The organism is Pseudomonas sp. 8O, assembly GCF_902506495.1.
Classification (GTDB): Bacteria; Pseudomonadota; Gammaproteobacteria; order Pseudomonadales; family Pseudomonadaceae; genus Aquipseudomonas; species Aquipseudomonas chaetocerotis.
The window spans coordinates 176,909-201,269 of sequence record NZ_LR733267.1; the positions used below are offsets into that span (position 1 = coordinate 176,909).

Consider the following 24,361-nt stretch of genomic DNA (forward strand, 5'->3'; position numbering starts at 1 on the left):
AATGCTGTAAAAATTGCGCTTTTAAATCGATCAATCCAAATGGATCATTCGCCCATCAACGCGGCACGGGACTGAACTCGTGCATGACTGGAGGATTGACCATGATCGATGTACGTCCGTTCGAACAACTCGGTGGTGCTCACCACGGCTGGCTCAACGCCCGTCACCATTTTTCCTTCGCCGAATACTATGACGCCGAGCGGATGAACTGGGGCCGTCTGCGCGTCTGGAACGACGACGAGATCGCACCTCACTCGGGCTTCCCGCCGCACCCGCATCGCGACATGGAGATCATCACCTACGTTCGCGAAGGTGCGATCAGCCACGAGGACAACCTGGGCAACAAAGGCCGTACCGAGGCCGGCGATGTACAGGTGATGAGCGCCGGTACCGGTATCGCCCACAGCGAGTACAACCTGGAGGACGAAACCACCAAGATCTTCCAGATCTGGATTCAACCAAACCAGGCCGGCCTGCCGCCATCCTGGGGTGCCAAGCCTTTCCCCAAAGGTGACCGCTCGGGATCATTCGTCACCCTGGCCAGCGGTTACGAGGAGGATGTCGACGCACTGCGCATCCGTACCGACGCGCGCCTGGTGGCCGCAACGGTCAAGGCCGGAGAAAGCGCCGAATACGCCCTGCAGCCGGGCCGCAAGGCTTATCTGGTAGGCGCCACCGGTGCTTTCAGTGTCAACGGCGTAGCCGTCAAGGCACGTGATGGCGTGGCCGTAGACGATGAAACGCTGATCCGCATCGAAGCGCAGGAAGACAGCGAGATCGTGCTGGTAGACGTCGCCTGAAGCAACCAATCGCCCTCCACTCAGGAGGGCGATCTTTTTCCGTATGAAGTAGCCCGGATGAAATCCGGGAGAGCTTGGATGCGCTGCCCCGGATTTCATCCGGGCTACGAATTGGTGCCCTAAGCCGGATAACCGGTGATCTTGCGAATGCGCTGGTACAGCGGCTTGAGCTGGCGATACATGCGCTGATAGACCTGCCCATAAAGCTGCTCGTAGGTGCGCTGCGCCGCCGGATCAGGCTGAAAAACCTGGCCGACGCGGGTCATGGCGGCGATGGCGGTCGGGTAATCGGCGTGCAACCCCAGCCCCACCGCGCAGTTGATCGCCGCGCCCAGGCCACTGGTTTCATAAAGGTGCGGCCGTTCGGCTGGCAGGCCAAAAATGTCGGCTGTAAGTTGCATTGCCGCATCGCTCTGCGAACCACCGCCAGAAACTCGCAGGCGCTCGATACGGGTGCCGGAGCGTTTTTCGATACGTTCTTTGCCCTGGCGCAGGGCGTAGGCCAATCCCTCCAGAATCGCCCGGTACAAATGCGCGCGGGTGTGTACGTCACCAAAACCTATGATCGAGCCCTTGGCTTCCAGTCCCGGCTCGCGGATGCCGGGCGTCCAGTAAGGTTGCAGCATCAGGCCCATGGAACCCGGCGGCACGGCGTTGACCAATTCATCGAACAGCGCCTCGGGTGACACACCCAGCGTCTCGGCGCGCTGCATCTCGCGCAGGCCGAACTCGCGCTTGAACCAACTGACCATCCAGAACCCCCGATAGATCATCACCTCGGTGTTGAAGTGATCCGGCAGCGCTGCCGGATACGGTGGTATCAGCGGGATGGTTTCCAGATAGCGACTACGCGTGGTGTTGATGGTGGCCGTGGTGCCGTAGGAGAGGCAGGCAGTAGTCGCCTCCAGCACACCCGAACCAAGGACTTCGCAGGCTTTGTCGGCTCCGGCGGCAATCAGTGGCAGGCCTTCTGGAATACCGGTATGGCGGCTCGCGGAGGCCGTGATGCTGCCCAGGCGCTCACCCGGCTTGAACAAATCAGGCAATTGCTCACGACGCACCGAAAGCGCCTGCCACTTCCAGTCACCGGGCGCGGCCCAGCGCAGGCGCTTGTAATCGAACGGCAGGTAGGCCACGCAACTGCTGGTCGAATCGACGAAGCGACCACACAGGCGATGGGTGAGAAAGCCCGAGAGCAACAGCACCTTGTGCGCGCGATCGGCGATGTCCGGCTGATGCTGGGCGACCCAGTTGACCTCGGCCTGACCACGAAAATGATCGACCGCCTCCTCGGCGCGCACCAGCTTGAACAGCCAGCCCCACAGTCCCTTGATACGCCCCGCCACCTCGGCACGTCGCTGGTCGAGCCAGAGAATCGCCGGGCGCAGCGGCGCGCCCTGCTCATCGACGTGAATGATGCTGCCGCGCTGGGTGGTCACCGCTACGCCGCGGATCAGGCTGCGGTCGATATCCACCTGCTGCCACAGCAGACGGCAGGCCTCGCCGAGGCTGGCCCAGTAGTATTCCGGGTCCTGCTCGGCCCAGCCGGGCTGGCTGGAGAAGTAGGGGTCGAGCTCCACCTTGCCCTTGGCCAGCAGGTTGCCCTGAGTATCGAACAGCAGCGCGCGTACGCTCTGGGTGCCGTTATCGATGCTCAGCAGGTAGCTTGGTTCGCTCAAGGTGTAGTCCTTCTTGTTATACCTGTGGTTGCGCACATGGCTTTTATAGCGGGGAATGCTCGGTGCGCATGGCGCACCCTACGGCCCCGTTACGTAGCCCGGATGAAATCCGGGAGCTGCATCTTCGTTCCCCCCGGATTGCATCCGGGCTACAACCGGTGGGCCTAACTATCAATGGATTGCTGGTGCGCATGGCCTAGGCGGCCCCGCGACACCCTACGGTTCGTGGCAAGTCCGGGGCAGGCTGTAGCAGCGTTGCCACAGCGCCAGGTAATCGCTCTCTTCCTGCTGCCAGCGTGCATCGCTCCAGCCCAGACGCGGCTGGCACAGCGTGCGGATACGTGGCAGCTCGGCGCGGCCGCCTTCGGCCAGCAGTAGACCCAGGCGCGTGCGTCGTAGCAGCAGGTCGTCCAGATGCAGCACCAGCTCACCCTCAGCAGCCCAGGCCAGTTCAGCCCACAGGGTGGCGGTACCCGCGACGCAATCGTCGCCAACCTCGTCGATCAGGCGCAGCACCTCACCCTGCTGGCGACCGTGGCGACCCGCCAGACGGCGCTGCTGCGCCGGGCTCAGATGGGCCATTGCCACCTGCGGGCAGTCGCGGAACACGGCGCCGCTCTGATCGTCCACCGGTCTGCCGACAAAACCCGCGCAGGCGCGCAGCACCTCCAGCGCCAGCAGGCGAAAGGTGGTCAGCTTGCCGCCAGCCAGGGTCACGCTACCCGGCTCGACCCACAGTGCATGTTCACGTTTCTCATCCGAGGGTTTCAGCCCTGCGCTGCCATCGCCCACCACAGGGCGCACACCTGCCCAGGTAGACAGCACATCGGCACGCCCCACCTGCGCATTGGGAAACTGCTGAGCGCAGGCGGCGAGCAGGTAGTCGACCTCCTCGGCGCTGATCGCCGCCTCGGCGTCCAGATCGCCCGCATGATCCAGATCGGTGGTGCCGATCACCGTCGCGCCTTCCCAGGGGAAGACGAAGGCCGGCCGGCCATCACTCTCGTGCATGAAGCTGAAGGCATGCGCCACCGGCAACCGCCAGCCCGGCAGCAGCAGGTGGCTGCCGCGCAGCGGGCGGATACGACCATTGCCAGGCTGGCGCAGGCGATCGGCCCAGGCACCGGTGGCCTGTGCCACAGCGCGGCTGCGCAGGTGATAGCGGTTGCCAGTTTCTACGTCCTCGGCGAGCACACCGATAACCCGCCCCGCCTCACGCAGCAGCTCGACCACGCGCATGCCATTGAGCGCCTCGCCGCCTTCTGCACGCGCCTCGCCCAGCACGCGTTGCACCAGGCGGGCATCGTCAGTCACCGCATCGAAGAAGCGCGTGCCACCGAGCAGGCCGTCCTCACGGATGCCTGGCGCCAGGTAGCGCAGCTGCTGCAGCGGGTAGAACAGATGGTTACGCTTGCCAGCCAAGGCATCGTACAGGCTGAGCAGGCCGCCGAAGACCTTGGGCCCAGGGAAGCCGCCGCGATAGTGCGGCATGACGAAACTCAAAGGTTCCACCAGCCCCGGCGCCTCGCCGAGCAGGCGCTGGCGCTCGCGTACCGAGTCGCGGGTCAGCCCCAACTGGCCCTTGGCGACGTAGCGCAGCCCACCATGCACCATCTTCGACGAGCGGCTGGAGGTGCCCCAGGCGAAGTCGCGCTGCTCCAGCAGCAGACAGCGCCAACCACGCCGCGCCGCCTCACGCAGGATGCCGGCGCCGCAGATGCCGCCGCCGACCACCAGCAGATCCCAGTCGCGCACGGCCAGTTCAGGCAGCGCGCGCGTGCGCCAGGTGGCGTTCCACGGTTCCATGCTCAGTCCTGCAGCAACACGCCAGGCACCAGGCGCTGGTCAGGGTCGAAATGCGTGGCCAGGCTGCGCAGCGTGGCCATGCCCAGCTCGCCCTTCTCCGCTGCCAGATAGGGCGCGTGATCGCGGCCGACGCCATGCTGGTGGCTGATGGTGCCGCGGTTGCCTGCGATGGTGCAGCTGGCCGCCGCCTTGAGCCGCTGCCAGCGCGCCATGGCCGCGGCGTAGTCGCTGCCGGGGCGGAACACGTAAGTGGTGTAGATGCTCGAACCTTCGCCATAAACGTGCGACAGGTGGGTGAAGACGTGCACACGCTCGCCCTCATCGGCCAGCTCGTCACGCAGACTGGCCTCGACCTTGTTCAGCAGGTTGTCGACGTTGGACCAGTCGGTGGCGGTTTCCAGGGTGTCGACCAAGTAACCGCGTTCCCACAGACCATGACGCAGATAAGGGAAGCGGAAGCGGTTCTGCTCCCATTTCTTGCCCAACAGAGTACCGGTGAACACGCCGCCGAAGCCTTTCAGCAGGCGCCGCGCCTGTTTCAGCGAAGCAGCATTCTGCACCCGGCTACCGGTGACGCCGAAGGTCAGCATGCACTTGCCGTCGCGGGCACCGCGCAAGGCCAGGTACTTCTCCAGCAGGGCGATCTGCTGCGGATGACCGGCCAACGCCAGTTGGGTACGAGTTTCGATGGCATTGGACAAGCGCAGCATGGACAGCGGCACCCGCGCCTGAGCCAGGCTGCGAATGGCGCTCAATGCCTGCTGCCAGTCGGGCAGGAACACCGCATAGAAGCGCTCCTGTTCGGCCAAGCGACTGATGCGCACACGCACCTCGGAGATCACCCCGAAGCGCCCTTCCGAGCCCATCACCAGCTCACGCAGATCGGGCCCGGCTGCCGATGCCGGGAAGGTTGGAATGTCCAGGGTGCCAGCGAAGGTTTCCAGCTTGCCGCCAGCGAACAGTTGCTCAATTCGCCCGTAGCGCAGTGACTGCTGGCCGCTGGAACGGCTGGCGACCCAGCCGCCGAGGGTCGACAGCTCCCAGGACTGCGGGAAATGCCCCAGGGTGTAGCCGCGTGCGCGCAGCTGGCTTTCCACCTGTGGGCCATTGGCACCGGGGCCGAAGGTAGCGATCAGGCTGTCCTCGTCGATATCCAGCAGGCGCGTCATGCGCTCCAGCGACAGGGTCAGCACTGGTCGCTGGCCGGCCTGCGGGTTGATGTGCCCAGCCACCGAGGTGCCACCGCCGTAGGGAATCAGGGTGACGTCATGCTTCTGCGCCCAGGCCAGCAGCTCGCGGATCTGCTCGGTGCTTTCCGGGCAGGCGACGCCATCGGGAAACAGGCCAAAGTCACCGGAGCGCATCGCCAGCCAGTCCGGCAGGCTCTGGCCACGGGCGTGACGCACGCGCACCTCGGCATCAACACAGATCAGCGGATGCGGCGCCAGGCGCGACGCCGGCACACGCGCCAGCACATCCTGCAGGCTGGCATCGGCCAGACGCTGGCCCGGCCCGATCAGCTCGGCGAGAAAGGCCTCGCCGTGGGCCGGCAGCTCCACTTCGGTCTCCTCGTCACCCCATCCGTTCCAGCGTCGCATCGCATCCCCCATTCCGATCAGCACTTATGGCTGCCTATACTAGCCAGCCGCCGCCGGCCGTCACTGTCGGATTGTGACAGGCGATATCGCCAATCAAGACAGGCATTGCGCAAGGCGCGCCGCGCGCCGGCGCAACCGGTGCGCGCTACCAGGGCGGCCCCGCGACACTGCAAAGGCATCCGTGCCAGGCACCAAGGCTTGTCTGATCCACGTCACTTCACCAGAACAAGAAGAATCCATGGAAAACCTCGGCTATACCTCGGTTCCCGCCCTGCTCAAATACCTGCGCCAGGCCGAACAGCTCGGCCTGGACATCGACCTTGCCCTGGCCGCGGCCGGCATTGGCGCGCAGGACTTGACCGACAATGGCAAGCGCATGCCCAGCGAGGTGCATGAGCGCCTGCTGGCACATCTGCTGGAGGTGTCCGGCGACAGGTTGTTCGGCCTGCATGCGGCGCGTTTCGTGCAGCCCGGCTCGTGGAGCGTGCTCGGCTACATCGCCATGAACTGCGCCACATTGGGCGAAGCCATGGGGCGCATCGTGCCCTACGAGAAGCTGGTGGGTGACATGGGCACCAGCCGTATCGAGGCGGCCGAGGATCACGTGCGGCTGATCTGGAGTTGCCGTCATCAGGCGCCGGACGTGCGTCGCCACATGGTGGAGAACGTGCTTGCCTCCTGGCTGCTGTACGCCCGCTGGATCGCCGACTCCGAACATTCGCCGCGCGAGGTCTGGTTCGAGCACGCGCAACCAGCCGCCACCGACCTGGCCGAGTACCAACAGCTGTTCGGCTGTCCGGTGCTATTCGAACAGCCCTGCAATGCCCTGCTGGTACCGCTGGACTACCTCGGTGTGCCGTTGCGCCAGGCCGACGCCAACCTGCTGCGCACACTGGAAGAACATGCACTGACCCTGATGGCCGGGCTGGATGACGACGAGCCACTGCCTCGCCGGGTGAAAAACGCGCTGCGCCTGCTGCTCAAGGACGGCCTGCCGCGCAAGGAACGGGTGGCAGAGAAGTTCAATATGACCGTACGCACCCTGCAGCGCCACCTGCAGCAGGCCGGCACCAGCTACCAGCAGATCCTCGACGAGCTGCGCCAGGAGCTGGCCGAGCACTACCTGCTGCGCAGCGACCTGGCGATCCAGGACATCGCCTGCTACCTGGGCTTCACCGAATCACGCTCTTTCCACCGCAGCTTCAAGAGCTGGACCGGGCAGACGCCGGGCGAGTTTCGCGAGAGCCGGCGCCGGGACAATCCGCTGGGCTAGCAGGCCGCTGAAAAACGTAGGCGACGACTGCATGGATGCAGGAGGTAGAGCGAAGCAGGAAGCCCGAGCCGAGGCAGGCAAGACAATACCGATGGCGGCCCCGCAAAAACGACCGAAAAAAGCACTGGGCCCGCACTCGGGTTTACGTGCTGTAAATGAGCATTTTGACTGGGCTCGCACGCGAGGTCGTTTTTAACGCAGTATTGCCAACGCAGGTAGTTTTTCAGTGGCCTGCTTAGCGCGGAGTTCGGAAACGTCGCGCGAGCCAGTAATCGATGCTCAGCCAGCGTCCCGCGCCACTGAAGAACAGTGCCACCAGCATCACCAGGTAGGTGGCGGCGAACTCGATGCCGTTGTTCAGCACCACGAACTTGCCGCTGCCGGTCAACCAGTCGTAATTACCGTGCTCACGCAGGATGCTGCGCGCCCGCTCGAGTTTTTCCGCCGCAGCCAGCACACGTTCGTTGGCAAAGGGTGCCGATGGGTCGGCAATCGCCTGCCAGCCATAGGGCCAGTGCACGGCGAAGATTGCCACCAGCATGGTGACGATCAGTGGAATGCTCACCCAGCGAACGGCCAAGCCGAACAGCAGCAGGATGGCACCACCAGCCTCGGTCAGCGCTGCCGCCCAGGCAAGCAGCTCGGGAAACGGCAGGCCAAGGCCCCAATCCGGGTTGCCGAACCAGGCAGCGGTGGCCTCGATATCCGAAAGCTTCCGCGTGCCGGCCATCCAGAACACCGGCACCAGATACAGGCGCAGCAACAGCGGGCCGAGAAAATCCAGACGCCGGCAGGCATCCAGCGCGTCCTGAAGACGATTGAGCAGCGTGATCATGATGGTGACTCCTCGGAATACGCAAACCAGATATCGCGCGCCTGCCAGTCATCCAGCAGCGCGCGGGCGTTATCGAAATAGGCGCGATCAGCGGCCAGGCCATGAGCCGTGGCCAACTCCAGCTGCGCCTGCACAGGCGGTTCGCCAGCCTGTAGGCGCAGCGCCAACTGGTAGGCGAAAGGTGCCAGTTGCATGAAGCGCACCTGATCCTGTCGATCACGCCAGACCAGCAGGCAGGTCGGCTCGGCAGGCGGCTGCGTGGGGCAATGATCGACACCGATCTTCTGCACCGGCCAGTGATAAGCCAGCGGCCACGCCAGTGGCGACCAGCCTCGCTCGGGCAACCGCGCGTCGCTGACATCCAGCGCCAGTTCGACCCACTCGTAATGTGCCAGCTCCAGCATGAACGGCGGATCTTCAAGCGTTGGGCGATAGCCCTGCTGCAACCAGGCGATGAACTCCTGGCTGATCTCCAGAAAGTACGGCGTGCTCGCCCGGTGCTCGGCGAAAAAGGTGCGTAGCAGCCGCTGCCAGCGCTCAGCCCCGAGGATGCCGCGTAGCACCGGGAAGGCCCCTCCAACCAGGCTGGCGACGTTGTTGAAGAACAGCTCTTCGTAGACCGCCATGCGCTCGGCCGTGATGCCCGGCAACAAAGACTGCGCCTCAGGCTGGCGGATCCGTGCAGCGAAGTCGCGCTGCTGCTCGATACCGCTCATGTGCCATACCTGCTCAGCGGTTGTGCGGCCTGCTGCAGGCTGCGGATATGCGCCAGCTCGGCATACAGCTCGGCCAGTGGCGGGAAGTTGAAGTCACGCTCCAGCAGCGTCGGGCGTACGCCATGCTGCGCATAAGCGCTGCTGAGCAGCGTCCACACCGGATCGATCACCGGCGCACCGTGGGTGTCGATCTTCAGGTCTGCCGCCTGGTCGTAATGACCGGCGACGTGCAGATAGGCGATGCGCTCGCTGGGCATCGCGGCGATGTAGGCATCGGCATCGAAGCCGAAATTCAGGCTGTTGACGTAGACGTTGTTGACGTCCAGCAACAGCTGGCAGTCGGCACGTTCCAGCACCGCGCGGACGAAGCCTGCCTCGTCCAGCTCGCCGGGCAGGCGAGCGTAGGCCGAGACATTCTCGATGATCAGCGGCCGCTCCAGCACGTCCTGAACGATGCGCACGCGCTCGGCGATACGCAGTACCGATTCTTCGGAAAACGGCAGCGGCATCAGGTCATACAGCTGCCCATCGTCGGCACAGGCCGACAGATGCTCGCTGTAGGCCAGCACGCCATGCGCGTCGAGAAAACCCTTGATGGCGTGCAGCAGTTCCAGGTTCAGCGGCGCGAAGCCGCCGAGGTTGAGGGACAGACCATGGCACAACAGCGGCCGGCGCTCGCTCAGGGCACGCAGTTGCTTGCCCAGGCGGCCACCGACACCGATCCAGTTCTCCGGCGCCACTTCGAGAAAGTCGGCGCCGCTGGCGTCATCACCGGTCAGCTCGGCGAGCAACCCGCGACGCAGGCCAAGACCGGCGCCGGTGAGGTTTGCGAGTTGCATGATCCGTCCTCCCATTTGCCCTTACTCGCTTTTCTCGCCGCCGCATTTGCCTTCGCCGCACTTACCCTCGGCGTCGGCTTTCATCTCGCCACCACACTTGCCCTCGCCGCACTTGCCCTCTGCGTCGCCTTTCATCTCACCGCCGCATTTGCCTTCGCCACAGGCGCCTTCCTGTGCTTTCTCGGCAGCAACCAGGCTGTAGCCGCTGGTCAGCTCCTGAGCGGCGAACGGATTGCTCGCGGCATGGGCGGTGAACGCCATGGAAGTCAGCAGCGCAGCGCCCAGGGTGGCAGTCAGGGTATTGAGTTGTTTCATGGCATCTCTCCATCGGTTTCGAATGCGGGGCCGGATTGGCCCTCTCGCAGCAATGGACGAGGCAGGAATGCGGGCGTTACAGCGAGGCTGGAATTTTTCGTAGCCCGGATGAAATCCGGGTGCTTTGCCCGCTACCAGTCGCGGCTACGCCTGCATGGATGCAGGAGGTAGAGCGAAGCAGGATGCCAGAGCCGAAAGCCCCTCCCACAGGCACAGAAGCCTCCACCGCACCGTGGGAGGCGCTTCAGCGGCGATGTTTTGAGGAAGAGCACATGCGAGAAGGAAAAAGAAAACCCGGATCTCTCCGGTTTTTTTTCAATCATTGTGACGGCGCGCCTGCGCCAGGCGCTCGGCCAGGGCGTCGAGTTCGGGTAACTCCTCATCCGGCATCTGTCGGATCACCGCCTGGGTCAGCTTCATCTGCCGGAGGAAACGCCGGCAGTTGCCGCACATGGCCAAGTGGGCGCGCACGGCCAGGCGCTGGCGTAGCGTCATTTGGCCGTCGAGATAATCGCTGGAATGAGCGACCAATTCCTTGCAGGTCAGCATTGGCCTGTCTCCTCGAAATGTTCCAGGGTGGCGAAGACTTTCAGGCGTGCTCGGTGCAGCAGCACACGGGCATTGGAGAGCGAGATGTCGAGAAGATTACAGATCGCCTCCAGTTCCAGGCCCTGTCGCTCGCGCAGCACCAATACGCTGGCCTGCAACTCCGACAGGCTGGCCAATGTGTGCTCCAGGCACTCGCGCAATTCGTCCTCGGTGAGCAGGGCTTCGGGGCTGTCCTGGTGCCAGGCATGCGGCGCCAGCAGCCAGTGACCGTCATCGGAGAAGCGCTCGTCACCCACCGTGCCGTGCGGCGCGGCCAAGTCATCGAGCAGCACCTCGCGACGGTTGTGCTTGAGACGAGTCTTGGCGGTATTGGCGGTGATGGTCAGCAGCCAGGTCTTGAGGCTGGAGCGCCCCTGAAAGCCGCTGAGGCTGCGCACCACGGCGAGCCAGGCATCCTGCACCACCTCATCGGCGTTGCGGCTGCCGACGATGGCATAAGCCACCGCGCGCATCGCCCCCTGATAGCGAGCGACCAGCTCGCGGTAGGCCTTCTGCTCACCGGCGAGCAGACGATCCAACAGATCGGTATCGGACATGGAACTCCCGTAGGTAGCACGTATGCACGAGGCCGAACGCCCCGTGCACCTCAGGCATTCCTACAGAGAGTTCAGCGCTTGCGCAAAATTACACTGCCGATCGAATAACCGGCACCGAAGGAGCTTAGAACACCCAGGCTACCAGCAGGCAGATCGTCCTGATTCTTGTGCAAGGCAATCACCGAGCCGGCCGAACTGGTGTTGGCATAGGTGTCGAGAATCACCGGCGCCTCGTGCGGCTCGGCATCGCGACCGAGCAGCTTGCGCGCGATCAGCAGGTTCATGTTGAGGTTGGCCTGATGCAGCCAGAAGCGCTGGACGTCGCTGACGTTGAGCTGGTTTTCCGCCAGGTGCGCGGCAATCAGCTCGGCGACCATCGGGCAGACGTCCTTGAACACCTTGCGGCCTTCCTGCACGAACAGTTTGTCGCGCGCGCCCACGCCCTCTTCCGCCGCGCGGTTGAGGAAACCGAAGTTGTTGCGGATGTTGTTGGAGAACTGGGTCAGCAGCTTGGTGCCGACCACATCGAACTGGTGCCTGGAGGTCGCCAGGTCGGCACGCTCGATGATCACTGCAGTGGCGGCGTCGCCGAAGATGAAGTGGCTGTCACGGTCGCGGAAGTTCAGATGACCGGTGCAGATCTCCGGGTTGACCATGAGGATCGCGCGGGCCTGGCCGGTCTGGATGGCAGTGGTCGCAGCCTGGATGCCGAAGGTGGCCGAGGAGCAGGCCACGTTCATGTCGTAGCCCCAGCCTTGGATGCCCAGCGCGGCCTGCACTTCGATGGCTACCGCCGGGTAGGCGCGCTGCAAATTCGAGCAGGCGACTATCACCCCGTCGATGTCTGCAACGGCCTTGCCGGCACGCTGCAGCGCCTCCTTGGCAGCGCCCACGGCCATTTCGCAGAGAATGCCCCAGTCGTCGTTGGAGCGCTCGGGAATGCTCGGCACCATGCGCTGCGGATCGAGAATGCCTTTCTTGTCGATGACGAAGCGGCTCTTGATACCCGACGCCTTTTCGATGAAGCCGCTGCTGGACTCGCTCAGCGCCTCCACCTCACCGCGGGCGATGGCCTCGGCGTTGTCGGCGTTGAACTGCTGCACATAGGCATTGAAGGTTGCCACCAGCTCGTCGTTGGAAATGCTGTTGGCCGGGGTGTACAGGCCGGTACCACTGATGACGACGTTATGCACGCTCATTCCTCTTCTCGGCCGCTGGCGGCCTCAGGCAGTTGGCCGGCGACAATGGCGCAGGCCGAAAATCGGGAGACTTGGGCCAAGCTCTTGCGACGGTTGGCTCCGGGCCACTGAGTGTGCCACAGGGCGATGGGGTTCGTCCTCAGCCCTTGAGAGTGTCTAAGTGGACAGAACATGACCCAATATAGCCGTTTGGTCTAAAGTCTTATATCGGTCTACTCATCTGGAGCTTGCATGAACCTCTCCCTGCTCAGCCGCTACGCATTTTTCGCCTTCTGCGTGCTGTTCACCCTGGCAAGCCTGCCGTTCCTTGGCCATGAGTGGATGTGGCCGTTCACCCTGCTCAGCGCCGTACTCAGCCTGATCGGCATCGGCGATCTGCTACAGACGCGCCATGCGGTACGGCGCAACTACCCGATCCTGGGCAATATCCGCTATCTGGTCGAAGGCATCCGCCCGGAAATTCGCCAGTACCTGCTCGAAGGCGACGCCGAGCAACTGCCCTTCTCCCGCGCCCAGCGCTCGCTGGTGTATTCACGCGCCAAGAACGAAGGCGCCGACAAACCCTTCGGCACGCTGAGCGATGTGTACCAGAACGGCTTCGAGTTCATCAGCCACTCCATGCGCCCGGCGCCGCTGACCGACCCGTGCAGCTTTCGCGTGGAGATCGGCGGGCCGCAATGCAGCCAACCGTACTCGGCCTCCTTGTTCAATATCTCGGCGATGAGCTTCGGTTCGCTCAGCGCCAACGCCATTCGCGCGCTCAACGAAGGGGCGAAACTCGGCGAGTTCTACCACGACACTGGTGAAGGCAGCATCAGCCCCTACCACCGCGAGCACGGCGGCGATCTGGTCTGGGAACTGGGCAGTGGCTACTTCGGTTGCCGTGCTTCCGACGGGCGCTTCGACCCCGAGCGTTTCGCCGCCCAGGCCAGCAGCCCGCAGGTGAAGATGATCGAGATCAAGCTCAGCCAGGGCGCCAAACCGGGCCATGGCGGCATCCTGCCCAAGCACAAGGTCACCGAGGAAATCGCCAGCACCCGCGGTGTACCGATGGGTGAGGACTGCATCTCACCCTCGCGCCATAGCGCCTTCTCCACGCCGACAGAGATGCTGCAGTTCATCGCCCAGCTACGCGAGCTGTCCGGCGGCAAGCCGGTCGGCTTCAAGTTCTGCCTGGGCCACCCCTGGGAGTTCATGGGTATCGTCAAGGCGATGCTGGAGACCGGCATCCTGCCCGACTTCATCGTCGTCGACGGCAAGGAAGGCGGCACCGGCGCGGCGCCGCTGGAGTTCACCGATCACCTGGGCGTGCCGCTGCGCGAAGGGCTGCTGTTCGTGCACAACACCCTGGTCGGCAGCAACCTGCGCGACAAGATCAAGCTCGGTGCCAGCGGCAAAATCGTCAGTGCCTTCGACATTGCCCGCGTGCTGGCCATCGGCGCCGACTGGGCCAACTCGGCGCGCGGCTTCATGTTCGCCATCGGCTGCATCCAGAGCCAAAGCTGCCACACCAACAAGTGCCCGACCGGCGTGGCGACCCAGGACCCACTGCGCCAGCGCGCCCTGGTGGTCGAGGACAAGGCCCAGCGCGTCTTCAACTTCCACCGCAACACGCTCAAGGCACTGGCCGAGATGCTCGCCGCCGCCGGCCTCGATCACCCGGCACAGATCGATGCCAAGCACCTGGTGCAACGTATGTCCGCCACCGAGATCAAGCTGTTCTCGCAGCAGCATGTGTTCCTCGCGCCGGGCGAGTTGCTCAGCGGCCAGATCGCAGGGGAGTTCTACGAGCGCATGTGGCGCATGGCGCGCGCCGACAGTTTCGAGCCGGCGCTGGCTTGAGTGGTCGGCACGGCCAAGCTCAGCGCGGCTTCGCTCAACGCTCCCTGACCGGTACCTGCATGCGATTTTCGCTATCCGCTCTGCTGTTTCTGCTGTGCCTAACGGCCTCGGCTCAGGAGCAACGCCCGTTGCGTTTCTCGGTGAGCGAGAGCTGGGCCATGCCGATGATCGACATCGTCGATGGCCAGGCCACCGGTGGGATCCTCTACGACCTGCAGATGCGCCTGGCGCAGAAGGTCGGACGCCGTGCGCAGATGCTGGTACTGCCGCGTCTGCGCGTACAACGCCTGCTGACCACGGGTGAAATCGACGTGCGCTGTTACGTCAGCCCTGACTGGCTCAACGAACCCCACCACCAGTACATCTGGAGCCTGCCATTTATGGTGCAACGCGACATGATCGTCGCGCGTGACGCCGAATCGGACTTCAAGCTGGAACACCTGCGCGGTGAGCGCCTGGGCACGGTCCTGGGCTTCAGCTACCCCAATCTGGAGCCGCTATTGGCCAATGGCCAAACCCATCGCGAAGATGCCCGCACCCAGGCGCTGGTGCTGGAGAAACTCGAGGCCGGTCGCTACCACTACGCGATCAGCAACGACCTCAGCCTGAACTGGTTCAACCGCCATCAGCCTCAAGAAAAACGCCTGCATGCGCTAGCAGAGGTCAGAGCCGCTCCGGTCGGCTGCATCGTCCGTGACGCCCCCGACGTACCGACCCAGGCCTTGCTGCGCGCGCTGGTAAAGATGAAGGAGGATGGCGAATTCGAGGCCATTCTCTCCCGCTATCGTTGATAGCGTACGGCGAGCGTGGCTAGCCGCTCAGATGTCGCAACACCTGCTCAACTCGCTGCAACAACGAACCGCTCAAACAGGTGAACGCCCAGCCACGCCGATCCAGCTCCTGCTCGTACCACCGATTTTGTCGGCGGCGAAAGGCCTCGCCCTGGCGCGTGCCGTCCTGCACGAAGGGGAAGTCATCGGCGCACAGAAACAGGTGCTGATAACGACGCTCGGCCAACTGTTCCAGCTCGGCCTCGGCACGACCGAACAGTTCGCGGCAGTAGAACAGCGTGGTCAACGGCGTGGTGTCGCACACCAGGTAGCGCTGGCATTGCCCGGCCAGCGCCTGCTCACGGGCGACCTGGGTGCGGCCGATGCGCAGCAGATCGTCATAGGCGAGTACACCGCCCTGCTCTTCCCACAACTCACGGCCGTACTCGGCGGCGTGACGCGTACCCAGGGCTTCGGCCAGCGCCTGGGCGAGGCTGCTCTTGCCGCTGGACTCGCCACCGAGCAAGGCGATGCGCTCGACGAAATCTCCGTAGACCTGCGCCGCCAGATAGTGGCGCAAGCCATGAATATCGGCGCGCAAACGCGTACCCGAAACCGGTACCTGAATGCGCGCACGATCGATCTCGACATGCTGCACTGGCCAGCCGAAACATCCGCTCAGGTGCGCGGCAAAACCGTCGCCGTAGGCCTCGCTGGTGAATACCGCGTCGACCGGGTGACCGAGCACTACCAGACAGAAATCGGCAACGAACTGGCGCTGCGCGGCATCGGCTGCGGATTCGTGGGGAAGGTCCGGCAGCAACAGGCCTCGTGCGCGCTGCCGGGCAACCCACTCGGGCGTCACCACCCAGCTGTGCAGTTCGGGAAAACGCACCTGCAACCAGTTCGCCCGCCGTTCAGGCTCGCAACCGGCAAGCTCCGGGCGGGCCCAGCTGAGCAGCACCAGCTGTTCGCATTGCTGTTGCGCCTGGCGAATCAGCCATTCATGTCCGAGGTGCAGCGGTGCGAACTTGCCGACCACCAGCCCAATGGAAAATCGCTTGCTCATCTCAGACCGTCTGCGCGTTCAGTTCACGGCGCCAGCGATACAGGCCGTACCAGGCGTTGCACCAGAACAGCAGGTAGATGAACGCCGTCAGATACAACTCGCGCGACGCGAACAGCGGCACCGCGAGGGTGTTCACCAGCAGCCAGCCGTACCAGGTTTCCAGCTTGCGGCGCATCAGCAGCAATTGCGCCAACACGCTCAACGTCAGCACCAGCGAATCGATGAAGGGCGCGTAGGCATCGGTGAAATGATGCAGCAAGGCGCCGTATGCGCTGGCCACGGCCAACGCGAGCAGCAGTGCCAGGCCAAGCCCGGCTCCGCGCGAACGACTGATCGGCAGCGCCTCGCCCTGGCGCCCGCGCATCCAGCTCCACCATCCCAGCAGGCTGGTGGCGATGAAGAACGCCTGCAAGGTGACATCGGCATACAGCTGCACGCTGAAGAACAGCCAACCGAACAGCACACAACCGACCAGGCCAACGGCCCAGGTGTGCACCGAGTTGCGCGCCGCCAGCACGACCGAGATCAGATAGAAGAGGTTGGCGAAAATCTCCAGCGACGACGGCATGCACGCATCCTTATGAACATGGAATCAGCCGCGCAGCCTAGCACGTGACGTAGGCCACAGCCGTGCATGCGTCACCTGACAACAGGGCCGATCCATGCTCTGATAAGCCTCCCCTCGCACTCCAAAGGACTGGATCGCCCCATGCCTCTGCTCGCCCTGCTGGTCATCGCCTGCCAAGTCACCTGCGGCCTTCACGTGGTTCGCAGTGGCCAGGAACGCTACTGGCTGTACCTGATCATCGCCCTGCCCGGGCTTGGTTGCCTGATCTACTTCCTCGGCATCATGCTGCCGGATCTGCTCGGCAGCCGCCGCGGCCGGCAAACGCTCAACCGCCTGCACGACAGCATCGACCCGCAGCGCCATCTGCGCGCCCTGCGCGATGAACTGGATATTCGCGACACCCGCGATACCCGCGTCAACCTGGCCGATGAACTGCTGCGCATGGGCCAGGCCGAGGAAGCGGCCCAGCACTATCAGATGGCATTACGCGGTATTCACAGCGATGCTCCCGACATCCTCCTCGGCCTGGCCAGAGCACGTTTCGCTCTGGGCGACTTCGCCGGCTGTCAGGCGAGCCTCGATCAACTGATCGCCAACAATCCGGACTTCCGCTCCAGCGACGGCCACCTGCTGTACGCCCGCGCTCTGGAAGGCCAGGGCAACGACCTCAAGGCCGAAGAGGAATACCGCGCTCTCGGCAGCTACAGCGCCAGCCCTGAAGCCAACTACCGCTACGCCCTGCTGCTGCAGCGACTGGGACGTCAGCGCGAGGCCATCGAACTGCTGCAACAGATCCAGACCCACGCCCGCCGCTCCGCCCGGCACTATCGAGTGCTACACAAGGAGTGGCTGGATCTGAGTCAGAAGGCGCTGCTCGAACTGCAGCGCAACTAAGCGGCCGGCCAGCAGGCTACTCCCAGGCCTCGCGCTCACCCTTCCAGGCATGCAACTCGCGCTTCTGCGCCCCGGACCACAGCCAGCCGCCACGTGCACCAACCAGGGTGCTGACCGCATGCTGGCGGCCGAAGCGATTGTGCCGAGCGAGCATCAGAGCGATATCGCGCAGCACGGCCAGGGTGTTGCTGTTGGACTGGAACAGCGGCGTCAGCAGGCGGCTGGCCTGGCGGTAGTAGCGCAGGTGATCACGACGGGCATCACCGTAGCGGGTGAAGATGGCCTGCCAGTCGAGCCCGTGCAGGTGCTGGTCACCGGCATTGCCGAGCGCATCGGCCAGTGCAGCAGCATCGACCAGCGCCATATTGGCGCCCTGCCCCAGTTGCGGGCTCATGGCATGGGCGCAATCACCGATGGCCAGGGCGCGACCATCGTTCCAGCGTTGCATGCGCACGTCCGCATAGGCCGCCAGGGTCAGTTGCGCGGGATCATCGATCTGCTGCAGATAGGCCTCCGCAGCCTCGCCAGCGAGGCTGCGCACGCGGGTTTTCCAGGCCTCCAGCCCGCTGCTGCGCCAGCTCTCATGCTCGTTCAGTGGCAGGCTCCAGAACAGGCTGGTCAGCGACTTCTCACGGGCTTTGTGGGTGCAGCCGGTCGGCATCAGCCCGAACATCTCGCGGCAGCCGCGATACCACTGGCGCAACTCGCCAGACTCGGTCGCAGGCAAAGTCGGCAACATGCTCCACAGGGCGCCCCAGGGATAAGGCCGCGACCACTGCCGTACCTGCATCTGCGTACGCAAGGTCGAACGCGTGCCATCGGCCAGGATTAGTGCGGCGAAGTCTCCCAGGGGCTGCTCATCGCCCGCTTCGCTCTCACGCAGCAAGCGCACATGGCCGCTCGCCTGCTCGAAGCGGCTCACCGTAACGCCGGTTTCCACCTGCACGCCCGCACGCTGAGCAGCATTGAGCAATGCCGTCATCAACACGCCGCGATGAATGCCAAGGCCGAAGCTGCCTGGCTGCCAGTCGTGATAACGGGTATCGAGGATCACCCGACCCTGGCAGCTGGTGCCATACAGGCGGCTGACCGGCGCACCCAACGCGGTGCATTCGGCCAGCAGACCAAGACGCTGCAGAACGGCCAGGCCGGAAGGCTGCAGCAGGATGCCGGCGCCCACCGGCTGCAGACGTTCGACCCGCTCCAACAGGCGCACTGCGTAGCCCTGACGGGCAAGGAATATGGCGCTGGCCAGGCCAGCAGTACCCGCACCGACTATCGCAATTGGCAATCCGTTCACAGCTGCTCTCCCTGTTCGATCAAACAATTCTAACCGTGATGCCGCCCGCTTCGCTTGATCCTGAGCGGCTTGCAGACGCGTCGCGTACTCCACTATGGTGGCGCACCCATTGGTACAAGGATCGACCATGCGCTGGAATTTCTGGACAGGCCTCATCACGCTCGCCCTGCTGATGCTCGGCTTCTACCTGCTTAATCCGCTAGGCACGGCCACCCTCGATCCGCGAGCGCGCATCACGGGTTATGTGCCCTATCAGGTGCCAGCAAACTCGATGGCTCCCACCGTGCAGGCGGGCGACCACATCCTCGGCAGCGCCTGGGCCTATGTCGGCAACGAGCCCGCGCGCGGTGACGTGGTGGTCTTCGTAAGCCCGGTGAATGACATCAGTTACGTCAAGCGCATCATCGGTCTTCCTGGAGACCGTCTGGCGATGCACGATCATCGCGTCTACATCAACGGCAAGTTGCTGGACGAGCCTTACCTGCTCCCGGCACCACCAATGGATGTTCAGGACCAGGACTACGGCGACCTGACGGAAACGCGCATCGCCGATGGCGAGTTATTCATGCTCGGTGACAACCGTCGGAACTCCGCTGACAGTCGACTCTGGGGCAGCGTGCCGCGAGCCAACCTGATCGGTCGCGTCGAGCGCATCTGGTGGGCACAGGATCCACAGCGAATAGGCAAGGTGCACTGATCGGGTAAAGAACCGCGCCCAGACAGGTGCTCAAGGCTTGTCAGGACGGATATCGAAGCCACCCTTGTTCTGGCTGACGATGCGCAAGTGCTGGGTTTCCCCGCTTTTCACCGGCACCGCTACCTCGCGCAGCAGACGGCCCATGCCGCACAGGGTGTCGTCCATGCGATCCGGCGTGATGCCGACCACGCGCGTGCCTGGCGGCACCTGGAAGGTCGCGACTTCGCCGACGCCGATGCGGGCTGCGACCTTGCGATCCACCTCGATGGCCACGAAGCAGCCCCCTCCCATCATCCCGAAGTCGCGATTGACCACGATCTGCGCACTGTTCGCCTGCGCCTCCTGAAATGCCAGCAGGCGATCTTCCGGCACAGGTTCTACATGCTCGGGGTCGCCCCGAAACGACGAACAACCGGCCAACAGCAACAGAGGTAGAGCGATGAAGATCGAGCGCATGAAGCCCTCCATGGGCAGGTGAATGCCGCCTGAGTATTGGGCTTGGCGAGCCTGCGGGCAAGATATCGATGGCAGCGATTTTCGCTAGCACAAGCATCGATTTCTGCAATGAAGGGCGCGGTGTTTTCATTGCTCCCGAACCCAGCGCCACCTGAGTCGGCGCAACTGATCGGAGACTACCCGGATGAAATTCGCAGCCCTCAACGCCACCCTCCTCGCCGCTTTCGCCCCCATGGCCTTCGCCAGCGAGAAAGCACCTGCCAGCACCCAAGTGGATGTGCAGGAATACCAGTACGGCATGCAGCTGGACATCGACCAGGTTCTGCAGCGCACCGACAACAGCCGCAAGAGCGGTGTAGTGCCCAGCGTCCTGGTCTACCGCGACAGCCAGGGCGAAGTGCACGCCGTGCGTTTCGTGGAGTGGGGCGGGCTGAGCAACCAGAACGGCTAACCCACAGGTTGCCTGATGCCCCGGCCGAGTCACTCGTCCGGGGCAATAGCGCTTCAGCCCTGCAGGCGTTTGACCAGACGAGCCTGCAGCACTTCCAGCTCGGCCGGGTCGGCCTTGGTGGCCGCATGAATACCCAGCCCCTCGCCCTCGAAGCGCGGGATTACGTGCATGTGGATATGGAACACCGTCTGCCCGGCAGGCGCACCGTTGAACTGCGCGACCTGCACACCAGCCGGTTGCAGTTCGTCGACGACCGCCTGGGTGACCTTCTTCACCACGGCCATGACCTTGGCCAGGCTGGCGTCGTCGATTTCCAGGATATTACGCGCGGCGGCGCGCTTGGGGATCACCAGGCTGTGGCCCTTGGATTGCGGGAATAGATCGAGGAAGGCCAGTACATCGTCGTCCTCGTAGAGTTTGTAGCAGGGCAAGTCGCCACGAATGATCAGGGCGAAGATGTTCTGGGAATCGTAAGTACCGTGCAGGCTCATGCCGATGGGTTCCGTGCCGGGTGGATGAAAAACCCACCATACCGCCTCGCTCGCGTGCAGGGAACCAGGCAGGATTGCTCGAGTCGATGACTACTAGCAGCTGGATCGATTTCCTTCGCTCTGGCCACTCGTGTTCTGATCGCCTCTTCTTCGGCCCATTCGACATGGAACCCACATGACCGACCTCAGCCCCTTCCACATCACCCGTAAATGGCCCGCCCAGCATCCCGAGCGCCTGCAGCTGTACTCGCTGCCCACGCCCAACGGGGTCAAGGCCTCGATCATGTTGGAAGAAATCGGCCTGCCCTACGAACCGCACCTGGTCAGCTTCGATAGCAACGACCAGTTCAGCCCCGAGTTTCTCTCGCTGGCGCCGAACAACAAGATTCCCGCCATCCTCGACCCCAACGGCCCCAATGGCCATCCGCTGCCGCTGTTCGAGTCCGGGGCGATTCTGATCTATCTGGCGGAGAAGACCGGCAAGCTGCTGCCACAGGACGCCGCTGCCCGCTACGAGACGATTCAATGGCTGATGTGGCAGATCGGCGGCCTCGGCCCGATGTTCGGCCAGCTCGGCTTCTTCCATAAATTCGCGGGTGCCGAGTATGAGGACAAACGCCCGCGCGACCGCTACGTGGCAGAATCCGCGCGCCTGCTCGGCGTTCTCGATCAGCGCCTGCAAGGCCGCGACTGGATCATGGGCGAGTACAGCATTGCTGATATCGCCGTGCTGCCCTGGGTACGCTGCCTGGTGGACTTCTACAAGGCCGACGATCTGGTGCAGTTCGAACGTTTCGCCAACGTGCGCCGCGTACTCGATGCCTTCCTCGCCCGCCCGGCAGTTCAGCGCGGCCTGAACATTCCTGCGCGCGGCTGATGATAGTGCGGGAGTCGGCAGCCGACTCCCGTATCGCTGCAACGACAGCGTTGCGCTGAGCTAGCGGGTCGTCGCCAACTGCTGCTCGACACTGCGCTGATCGGCCTGCCCGCCCAGGTACCAGCCGAGCAATCCCCACAGCGCCGCACAGGCAGCGCCCACCAACGCCACCAGCCAGGCGCCCTGAGCCAGCATGTCGAGCAGGCTCTTGAGCCAGCCACTCATGGCATCGCCCGCGCGATAGACCACGGTGTCGATGAAGTTCTTCGCCTTGTACTTGCTCTCGGCATCCAGCGGCGCGAAGAGCATTTCCCGCCCTGGCCGCACGAAGGCGTATTCACCGATACGGCGCACGATCATCAGCGCCGCCAGCATGGCGAAGGTCGGCATCAAGGCCAGGCCGATGAAGCCGACGCACACCAGCAGCGGCACGCAGGCCAGCAACACCCGCACCCCCATGCGCCTGGCGATACGCCCGGTGATGAACAGCTGGGCAAGCAACGCACCAGCCTGCACCACGAAATCGATGGCCCCGAACACCCGCACCTGATCGGCACGCTGCGGGAACAACTCGGCCACCAGGCGGGCCTGTTCGAAATAGAGAAAGGTACTAGCCGTGGCCAGCAGGATGACGAAACCGGCGATGCCAAACAGGTAGGGCGAGGACAGCACGCGCATCAGGCCACTGAACGGGTTACCCGGCACCGGTAGCCGCGTGCTTTCGGCCCGCACGGCACCGGCACGCCCCGCACCACCCTGCTCGCGCCAGCGCATCAGCACCTGCTTGAGCGACAGCGCCACGGCCAGCAGCACAGCGGCCAGCAGGATCAACCCACTCTGCCCGAGCGTGCTCACCAGCAAGGCACTCAACGCCGGGCCGACCAGGCCGCCGACGCTGGCACCGGCGGCGATGAAGGCGAACAGTCGCTTGGCCTGTTCGCTGTCGAACACGTCAGCCATCAGGCTCCAGGCCACCGATACGACGAACAGGTTGTAGACCGAAATCCACACGTAGAAGCTGCGCGCCAGCCACACGCTCTCCTCAGCACTGAAGAACAACAGGGCGAACAACGCCAGGTTCAGGGTGAAGAAGCCATACACCCAGTCGATGAAATGAATCCTCGGCACCCGCGAACTCAGCCAGGCGAACAACGGCACCGCGACCAGCATCACCACGAAGGTGGCGGTGAACAGCCATTGCAGGTTCTCCACCCCCGAGACGATGCCCATCGCCTCGCGGATCGGCCGCAGCATGAAGTAGCCCGAGAACAGGCAGAAAAACAGGGTGAAACCGGCCAGCGCCGGCCACAGCTCGTTGCGCTGCGCGTTGATGGCCACGGCCACACGCTGCGCCATCGTTGACGATGACATGCGAAACTCCTCGAAAGGGCGCGCCGGTACAGCGCGCCGGCATGACTCAGCCGTACCTGACGCCCGTCAGACGCTCGGCTACCGACCACAGGCGGGCCGCATCATCGGCGTCCGCCGCAGCCTCCGGCACCTTGGCCAGGCCCAGTGGGCCGCGTTTTTCCTCTGCGCCGGTCGGCCCGTAGTAGCGACCGCCCTCGGCCTCGGCAGCCGTCGCCGCGAACAGCGATGACAGCGCGCCCTGCGCCGCCGAGTGATAGACATCGCGATCCTTCGCCCACTGCTGAGCGAACTCGCTTTCAAGCCCTGGCCCGCGCTCGACCAGTTCGGTCACGGCCACACCAGGGTGCGCGGCGACGCTGCGAATACCCCAGTCATTGGCCAGGCTGCGCCGCTGCAGCTCGAAGGCCATCATCAGGCAGGCCAGCTTCGACTGGGCGTAGGCGACGTAAGGGTTGTAGTCGCGCTCGGACTGCAGGTCATCGAAGTTGATACGGCCACGATTCACGGCAATGCTCGCCAACATCACCACGCGTGGGTCCGACGACTTGCGCAGCGACGGCAGGAGCAAGCCAGTGAGCGCGAAATGGCCAAGGAAGTTGGTCGCCAGTTGCATCTCGAAGCCATCGCGGGATACGCCGCGCTGAGGCGGCGCCATGATCGCGGCGTTGTTGATCAGCACATCCAGCACCTCGCCCTCGGCATTCAGGCGCTGGGCCAGGCTGCGCACCGAAGCCAGGTCGGCCAGATCCAACTGCTCGAAACGCACGCGCGCATCCGGCACCTGGGCACGAATACGCTCGATGCTCTCGGCGCCGCGCTGTCCATTGCGCGCGGCGATGATCACCTGCGCACCGGCCCGGCTCAGGGCCAGGGCGTCCTCGAAACCCATGCCGCTGGTGCCGCCGGTGACCAGCATGCGCTTGCCGATCAGCGACGGTATGTCCGCCGCCTGCCAACCCGGTGCTACGTTGGCCCAGGCCATTGTCGGTACGCCGCCCAACACCCCATGCAAGGCCAGGGTGCCGCCTACCATGCCGAACAGTTTCAGGGCATCACGACGCGAATGGCCTCGCCCCACAGCATGCTTCTTGTCCATCGACTGATTCCTCGTGTCCGTTGACTCGATGCGCCAGAGCAGGCGCAGTTACAGGACATAGGGTGCGGGCAGACGGCGCGTACGATAAGCCGTCCAAAGCCGAACAGCACATACGGCCAGGCGGACAGTTACCCGATGTTTCACAAACGCGAACCGTAGTCCGGATGCAATCCGGGGCCGTTGATATGCATTCCCGGATTTCATCCGGGCTACATCCCTGCAGACGCTCCTCAGGATTGGCAAAGCGGCCGCTGCGCCGCATTATCAGCCCCTT

At 64.1% G+C, this 24,361-nt stretch carries 25 protein-coding genes; 8 read left to right on the forward strand and 17 right to left on the reverse strand.

The window, feature by feature from the left end:
* Positions 1-101 precede the first annotated feature (101 nt).
* A complete protein-coding gene (locus GV002_RS22000) occupies positions 102-800 on the forward strand; it encodes a pirin family protein (RefSeq protein ID WP_160020394.1) in 699 nt (232 codons plus the stop codon).
* Between the two features lie 119 nt (positions 801-919).
* On the opposite strand, the gene GV002_RS22005 is transcribed toward GV002_RS22000, so the two are convergent.
* From GV002_RS22005 to GV002_RS22015, 3 genes are all read right to left on the reverse strand, one after another.
* Positions 920-2,479: an FGGY-family carbohydrate kinase gene (locus GV002_RS22005; protein WP_160020395.1), complete on the reverse strand. Its 1,560-nt coding sequence runs from the start codon at positions 2,477-2,479 to the stop codon at positions 920-922.
* 216 nt (positions 2,480-2,695) lie between these two features.
* Positions 2,696-4,285 (reverse strand): glycerol-3-phosphate dehydrogenase/oxidase, encoded by a 1,590-nt coding sequence (locus GV002_RS22010; protein ID WP_160020396.1) that lies wholly within the window; start codon positions 4,283-4,285, stop codon positions 2,696-2,698.
* A gap of 2 nt (positions 4,286-4,287) precedes the next feature.
* Positions 4,288-5,883, reverse strand: a complete 1,596-nt coding sequence (locus tag GV002_RS22015; protein WP_160020397.1) for an FAD-binding oxidoreductase — start codon at positions 5,881-5,883, stop codon at positions 4,288-4,290.
* A 238-nt stretch (positions 5,884-6,121) separates the two neighbouring features.
* On the opposite strand from GV002_RS22015, the gene GV002_RS22020 reads away from it, so the two are divergent.
* On the forward strand, positions 6,122-7,156 hold the full coding sequence (locus GV002_RS22020; RefSeq protein ID WP_160020398.1) for an AraC family transcriptional regulator: 1,035 nt from the start codon (positions 6,122-6,124) through the stop codon (positions 7,154-7,156).
* Between the two features lie 235 nt (positions 7,157-7,391).
* Here the strand turns inward: GV002_RS22020 and GV002_RS22025 are convergent, their stop codons facing one another.
* The 7 genes from GV002_RS22025 to GV002_RS22055 form a co-directional block, all read right to left on the reverse strand.
* Positions 7,392-7,991, reverse strand: a complete 600-nt coding sequence (locus tag GV002_RS22025; RefSeq protein WP_160020399.1) for a DoxX family protein — start codon at positions 7,989-7,991, stop codon at positions 7,392-7,394.
* Entirely contained in the window at positions 7,988-8,707 is a 720-nt protein-coding gene (locus GV002_RS22030) for a DNA-binding domain-containing protein (RefSeq protein ID WP_160020400.1), read from the reverse strand. Before GV002_RS22030 ends, GV002_RS22025 begins: the two co-directional genes overlap by 4 nt.
* Entirely contained in the window at positions 8,704-9,546 is an 843-nt protein-coding gene (locus GV002_RS22035) for a DUF692 domain-containing protein (RefSeq protein ID WP_160020401.1), read from the reverse strand. Before GV002_RS22035 ends, GV002_RS22030 begins: the two co-directional genes overlap by 4 nt.
* Before the next feature lie 21 nt (positions 9,547-9,567).
* On the reverse strand, positions 9,568-9,861 hold the full coding sequence (locus GV002_RS22040; protein WP_160020402.1) for a hypothetical protein: 294 nt from the start codon (positions 9,859-9,861) through the stop codon (positions 9,568-9,570).
* 315 nt (positions 9,862-10,176) lie between these two features.
* On the reverse strand, positions 10,177-10,410 hold the full coding sequence (locus GV002_RS22045) for an anti-sigma factor family protein (RefSeq protein ID WP_160020403.1): 234 nt from the start codon (positions 10,408-10,410) through the stop codon (positions 10,177-10,179).
* Positions 10,404-11,006, reverse strand: coding sequence for an RNA polymerase sigma factor (locus tag GV002_RS22050; protein WP_160020404.1), 603 nt, complete (start codon positions 11,004-11,006; stop codon positions 10,404-10,406). The genes GV002_RS22045 and GV002_RS22050 overlap by 7 nt, the downstream gene beginning before the upstream one ends.
* A gap of 71 nt (positions 11,007-11,077) precedes the next feature.
* A complete protein-coding gene (locus GV002_RS22055) occupies positions 11,078-12,199 on the reverse strand; it encodes a beta-ketoacyl-ACP synthase III (RefSeq protein ID WP_160020405.1) in 1,122 nt (373 codons plus the stop codon).
* A gap of 237 nt (positions 12,200-12,436) precedes the next feature.
* Here GV002_RS22055 and GV002_RS22060 point away from each other — a divergent pair, with 237 nt between their 5' ends.
* Together GV002_RS22060 and GV002_RS22065 are read left to right on the forward strand one after the other, a co-directional pair.
* Positions 12,437-14,047 (forward strand): FMN-binding glutamate synthase family protein, encoded by a 1,611-nt coding sequence (locus GV002_RS22060; RefSeq protein WP_160020406.1) that lies wholly within the window; start codon positions 12,437-12,439, stop codon positions 14,045-14,047.
* A gap of 59 nt (positions 14,048-14,106) precedes the next feature.
* The gene (locus GV002_RS22065; RefSeq protein ID WP_306109753.1) at positions 14,107-14,838 is read left to right on the forward strand and encodes a substrate-binding periplasmic protein; all 732 of its coding nucleotides are present in this window, start codon (positions 14,107-14,109) and stop codon (positions 14,836-14,838) included.
* A gap of 19 nt (positions 14,839-14,857) precedes the next feature.
* Here GV002_RS22065 and GV002_RS22070 read toward each other — a convergent pair whose 3' ends face one another.
* Both GV002_RS22070 and pnuC read right to left on the reverse strand, forming a co-directional pair.
* On the reverse strand, positions 14,858-15,886 hold the full coding sequence (locus tag GV002_RS22070; protein WP_160020408.1) for an AAA family ATPase: 1,029 nt from the start codon (positions 15,884-15,886) through the stop codon (positions 14,858-14,860).
* Position 15,887: 1 nt separating this feature from the next.
* Complete coding sequence (gene pnuC, locus GV002_RS22075) at positions 15,888-16,454, reverse strand: nicotinamide riboside transporter PnuC (RefSeq protein WP_160020409.1); 567 nt, start codon at positions 16,452-16,454, stop codon at positions 15,888-15,890.
* 141 nt (positions 16,455-16,595) lie between these two features.
* Between pnuC and GV002_RS22080 the strand changes: the two genes are divergently transcribed.
* Positions 16,596-17,348 carry a tetratricopeptide repeat protein gene (locus GV002_RS22080; protein WP_160020410.1) on the forward strand — a complete coding sequence of 251 codons (753 nt, stop codon included), beginning with the start codon at positions 16,596-16,598 and terminating at the stop codon, positions 17,346-17,348.
* 16 nt (positions 17,349-17,364) lie between these two features.
* Here the strand turns inward: GV002_RS22080 and GV002_RS22085 are convergent, their stop codons facing one another.
* Positions 17,365-18,648 (reverse strand): FAD-dependent oxidoreductase, encoded by a 1,284-nt coding sequence (locus GV002_RS22085; RefSeq protein WP_160020411.1) that lies wholly within the window; start codon positions 18,646-18,648, stop codon positions 17,365-17,367.
* A gap of 127 nt (positions 18,649-18,775) precedes the next feature.
* On the opposite strand from GV002_RS22085, the gene lepB reads away from it, so the two are divergent.
* On the forward strand, positions 18,776-19,345 hold the full coding sequence (lepB, locus tag GV002_RS22090; protein ID WP_160020412.1) for a signal peptidase I: 570 nt from the start codon (positions 18,776-18,778) through the stop codon (positions 19,343-19,345).
* A gap of 30 nt (positions 19,346-19,375) precedes the next feature.
* On the opposite strand, the gene GV002_RS22095 is transcribed toward lepB, so the two are convergent.
* Positions 19,376-19,801, reverse strand: a complete 426-nt coding sequence (locus GV002_RS22095; protein WP_160020413.1) for a 3-isopropylmalate dehydratase — start codon at positions 19,799-19,801, stop codon at positions 19,376-19,378.
* A gap of 184 nt (positions 19,802-19,985) precedes the next feature.
* Here GV002_RS22095 and GV002_RS22100 point away from each other — a divergent pair, with 184 nt between their 5' ends.
* Positions 19,986-20,252 carry a DUF2790 domain-containing protein gene (locus GV002_RS22100; protein ID WP_160020414.1) on the forward strand — a complete coding sequence of 89 codons (267 nt, stop codon included), beginning with the start codon at positions 19,986-19,988 and terminating at the stop codon, positions 20,250-20,252.
* A gap of 53 nt (positions 20,253-20,305) precedes the next feature.
* On the opposite strand, the gene GV002_RS22105 is transcribed toward GV002_RS22100, so the two are convergent.
* Positions 20,306-20,743: an HIT family protein gene (locus GV002_RS22105; protein ID WP_160020415.1), complete on the reverse strand. Its 438-nt coding sequence runs from the start codon at positions 20,741-20,743 to the stop codon at positions 20,306-20,308.
* A gap of 175 nt (positions 20,744-20,918) precedes the next feature.
* Here GV002_RS22105 and GV002_RS22110 point away from each other — a divergent pair, with 175 nt between their 5' ends.
* Positions 20,919-21,620 carry a glutathione S-transferase N-terminal domain-containing protein gene (locus GV002_RS22110; protein ID WP_160020416.1) on the forward strand — a complete coding sequence of 234 codons (702 nt, stop codon included), beginning with the start codon at positions 20,919-20,921 and terminating at the stop codon, positions 21,618-21,620.
* Positions 21,621-21,680: 60 nt separating this feature from the next.
* Here the strand turns inward: GV002_RS22110 and GV002_RS22115 are convergent, their stop codons facing one another.
* Both GV002_RS22115 and GV002_RS22120 read right to left on the reverse strand, forming a co-directional pair.
* The gene (locus GV002_RS22115; protein WP_160020417.1) at positions 21,681-22,991 is read right to left on the reverse strand and encodes an NTP/NDP exchange transporter; all 1,311 of its coding nucleotides are present in this window, start codon (positions 22,989-22,991) and stop codon (positions 21,681-21,683) included.
* 46 nt (positions 22,992-23,037) lie between these two features.
* A complete protein-coding gene (locus tag GV002_RS22120) occupies positions 23,038-24,087 on the reverse strand; it encodes an SDR family oxidoreductase (RefSeq protein WP_160020418.1) in 1,050 nt (349 codons plus the stop codon).
* Positions 24,088-24,361: the final 274 nt, after the last annotated feature.

What these genes read in the sequence shown, in the direction of transcription:
- GV002_RS22065 (WP_306109753.1), top strand. Translation starts at nt 14,107, where the DNA reads ATGCGATTTTCGCTATCCGCTCTGCTGTTTCTGCTGTGCCTAACGGCC.
- GV002_RS22105 (WP_160020415.1), bottom strand. Translation starts at nt 20,743, where the DNA reads ATGAGCCTGCACGGTACTTACGATTCCCAGAACATCTTCGCCCTGATC.
- GV002_RS22060 (WP_160020406.1), top strand. Translation starts at nt 12,437, where the DNA reads ATGAACCTCTCCCTGCTCAGCCGCTACGCATTTTTCGCCTTCTGCGTG.
- GV002_RS22050 (WP_160020404.1), bottom strand. Translation starts at nt 11,006, where the DNA reads ATGTCCGATACCGATCTGTTGGATCGTCTGCTCGCCGGTGAGCAGAAG.
- GV002_RS22030 (WP_160020400.1), bottom strand. Translation starts at nt 8,707, where the DNA reads ATGAGCGGTATCGAGCAGCAGCGCGACTTCGCTGCACGGATCCGCCAG.
- GV002_RS22010 (WP_160020396.1), bottom strand. Translation starts at nt 4,285, where the DNA reads ATGGAACCGTGGAACGCCACCTGGCGCACGCGCGCGCTGCCTGAACTG.
- lepB (WP_160020412.1), top strand. Translation starts at nt 18,776, where the DNA reads ATGCGCTGGAATTTCTGGACAGGCCTCATCACGCTCGCCCTGCTGATG.
- GV002_RS22000 (WP_160020394.1), top strand. Translation starts at nt 102, where the DNA reads ATGATCGATGTACGTCCGTTCGAACAACTCGGTGGTGCTCACCACGGC.
- GV002_RS22015 (WP_160020397.1), bottom strand. Translation starts at nt 5,883, where the DNA reads ATGCGACGCTGGAACGGATGGGGTGACGAGGAGACCGAAGTGGAGCTG.
- GV002_RS22080 (WP_160020410.1), top strand. Translation starts at nt 16,596, where the DNA reads ATGCCTCTGCTCGCCCTGCTGGTCATCGCCTGCCAAGTCACCTGCGGC.
- GV002_RS22045 (WP_160020403.1), bottom strand. Translation starts at nt 10,410, where the DNA reads ATGCTGACCTGCAAGGAATTGGTCGCTCATTCCAGCGATTATCTCGAC.
- GV002_RS22025 (WP_160020399.1), bottom strand. Translation starts at nt 7,991, where the DNA reads ATGATCACGCTGCTCAATCGTCTTCAGGACGCGCTGGATGCCTGCCGG.
- GV002_RS22040 (WP_160020402.1), bottom strand. Translation starts at nt 9,861, where the DNA reads ATGAAACAACTCAATACCCTGACTGCCACCCTGGGCGCTGCGCTGCTG.
- GV002_RS22070 (WP_160020408.1), bottom strand. Translation starts at nt 15,886, where the DNA reads ATGAGCAAGCGATTTTCCATTGGGCTGGTGGTCGGCAAGTTCGCACCG.
- GV002_RS22095 (WP_160020413.1), bottom strand. Translation starts at nt 19,801, where the DNA reads ATGCGCTCGATCTTCATCGCTCTACCTCTGTTGCTGTTGGCCGGTTGT.
- pnuC (WP_160020409.1), bottom strand. Translation starts at nt 16,454, where the DNA reads ATGCCGTCGTCGCTGGAGATTTTCGCCAACCTCTTCTATCTGATCTCG.
- GV002_RS22120 (WP_160020418.1), bottom strand. Translation starts at nt 24,087, where the DNA reads ATGGACAAGAAGCATGCTGTGGGGCGAGGCCATTCGCGTCGTGATGCC.
- GV002_RS22110 (WP_160020416.1), top strand. Translation starts at nt 20,919, where the DNA reads ATGACCGACCTCAGCCCCTTCCACATCACCCGTAAATGGCCCGCCCAG.
- GV002_RS22100 (WP_160020414.1), top strand. Translation starts at nt 19,986, where the DNA reads ATGAAATTCGCAGCCCTCAACGCCACCCTCCTCGCCGCTTTCGCCCCC.
- GV002_RS22020 (WP_160020398.1), top strand. Translation starts at nt 6,122, where the DNA reads ATGGAAAACCTCGGCTATACCTCGGTTCCCGCCCTGCTCAAATACCTG.
- GV002_RS22115 (WP_160020417.1), bottom strand. Translation starts at nt 22,991, where the DNA reads ATGTCATCGTCAACGATGGCGCAGCGTGTGGCCGTGGCCATCAACGCG.
- GV002_RS22035 (WP_160020401.1), bottom strand. Translation starts at nt 9,546, where the DNA reads ATGCAACTCGCAAACCTCACCGGCGCCGGTCTTGGCCTGCGTCGCGGG.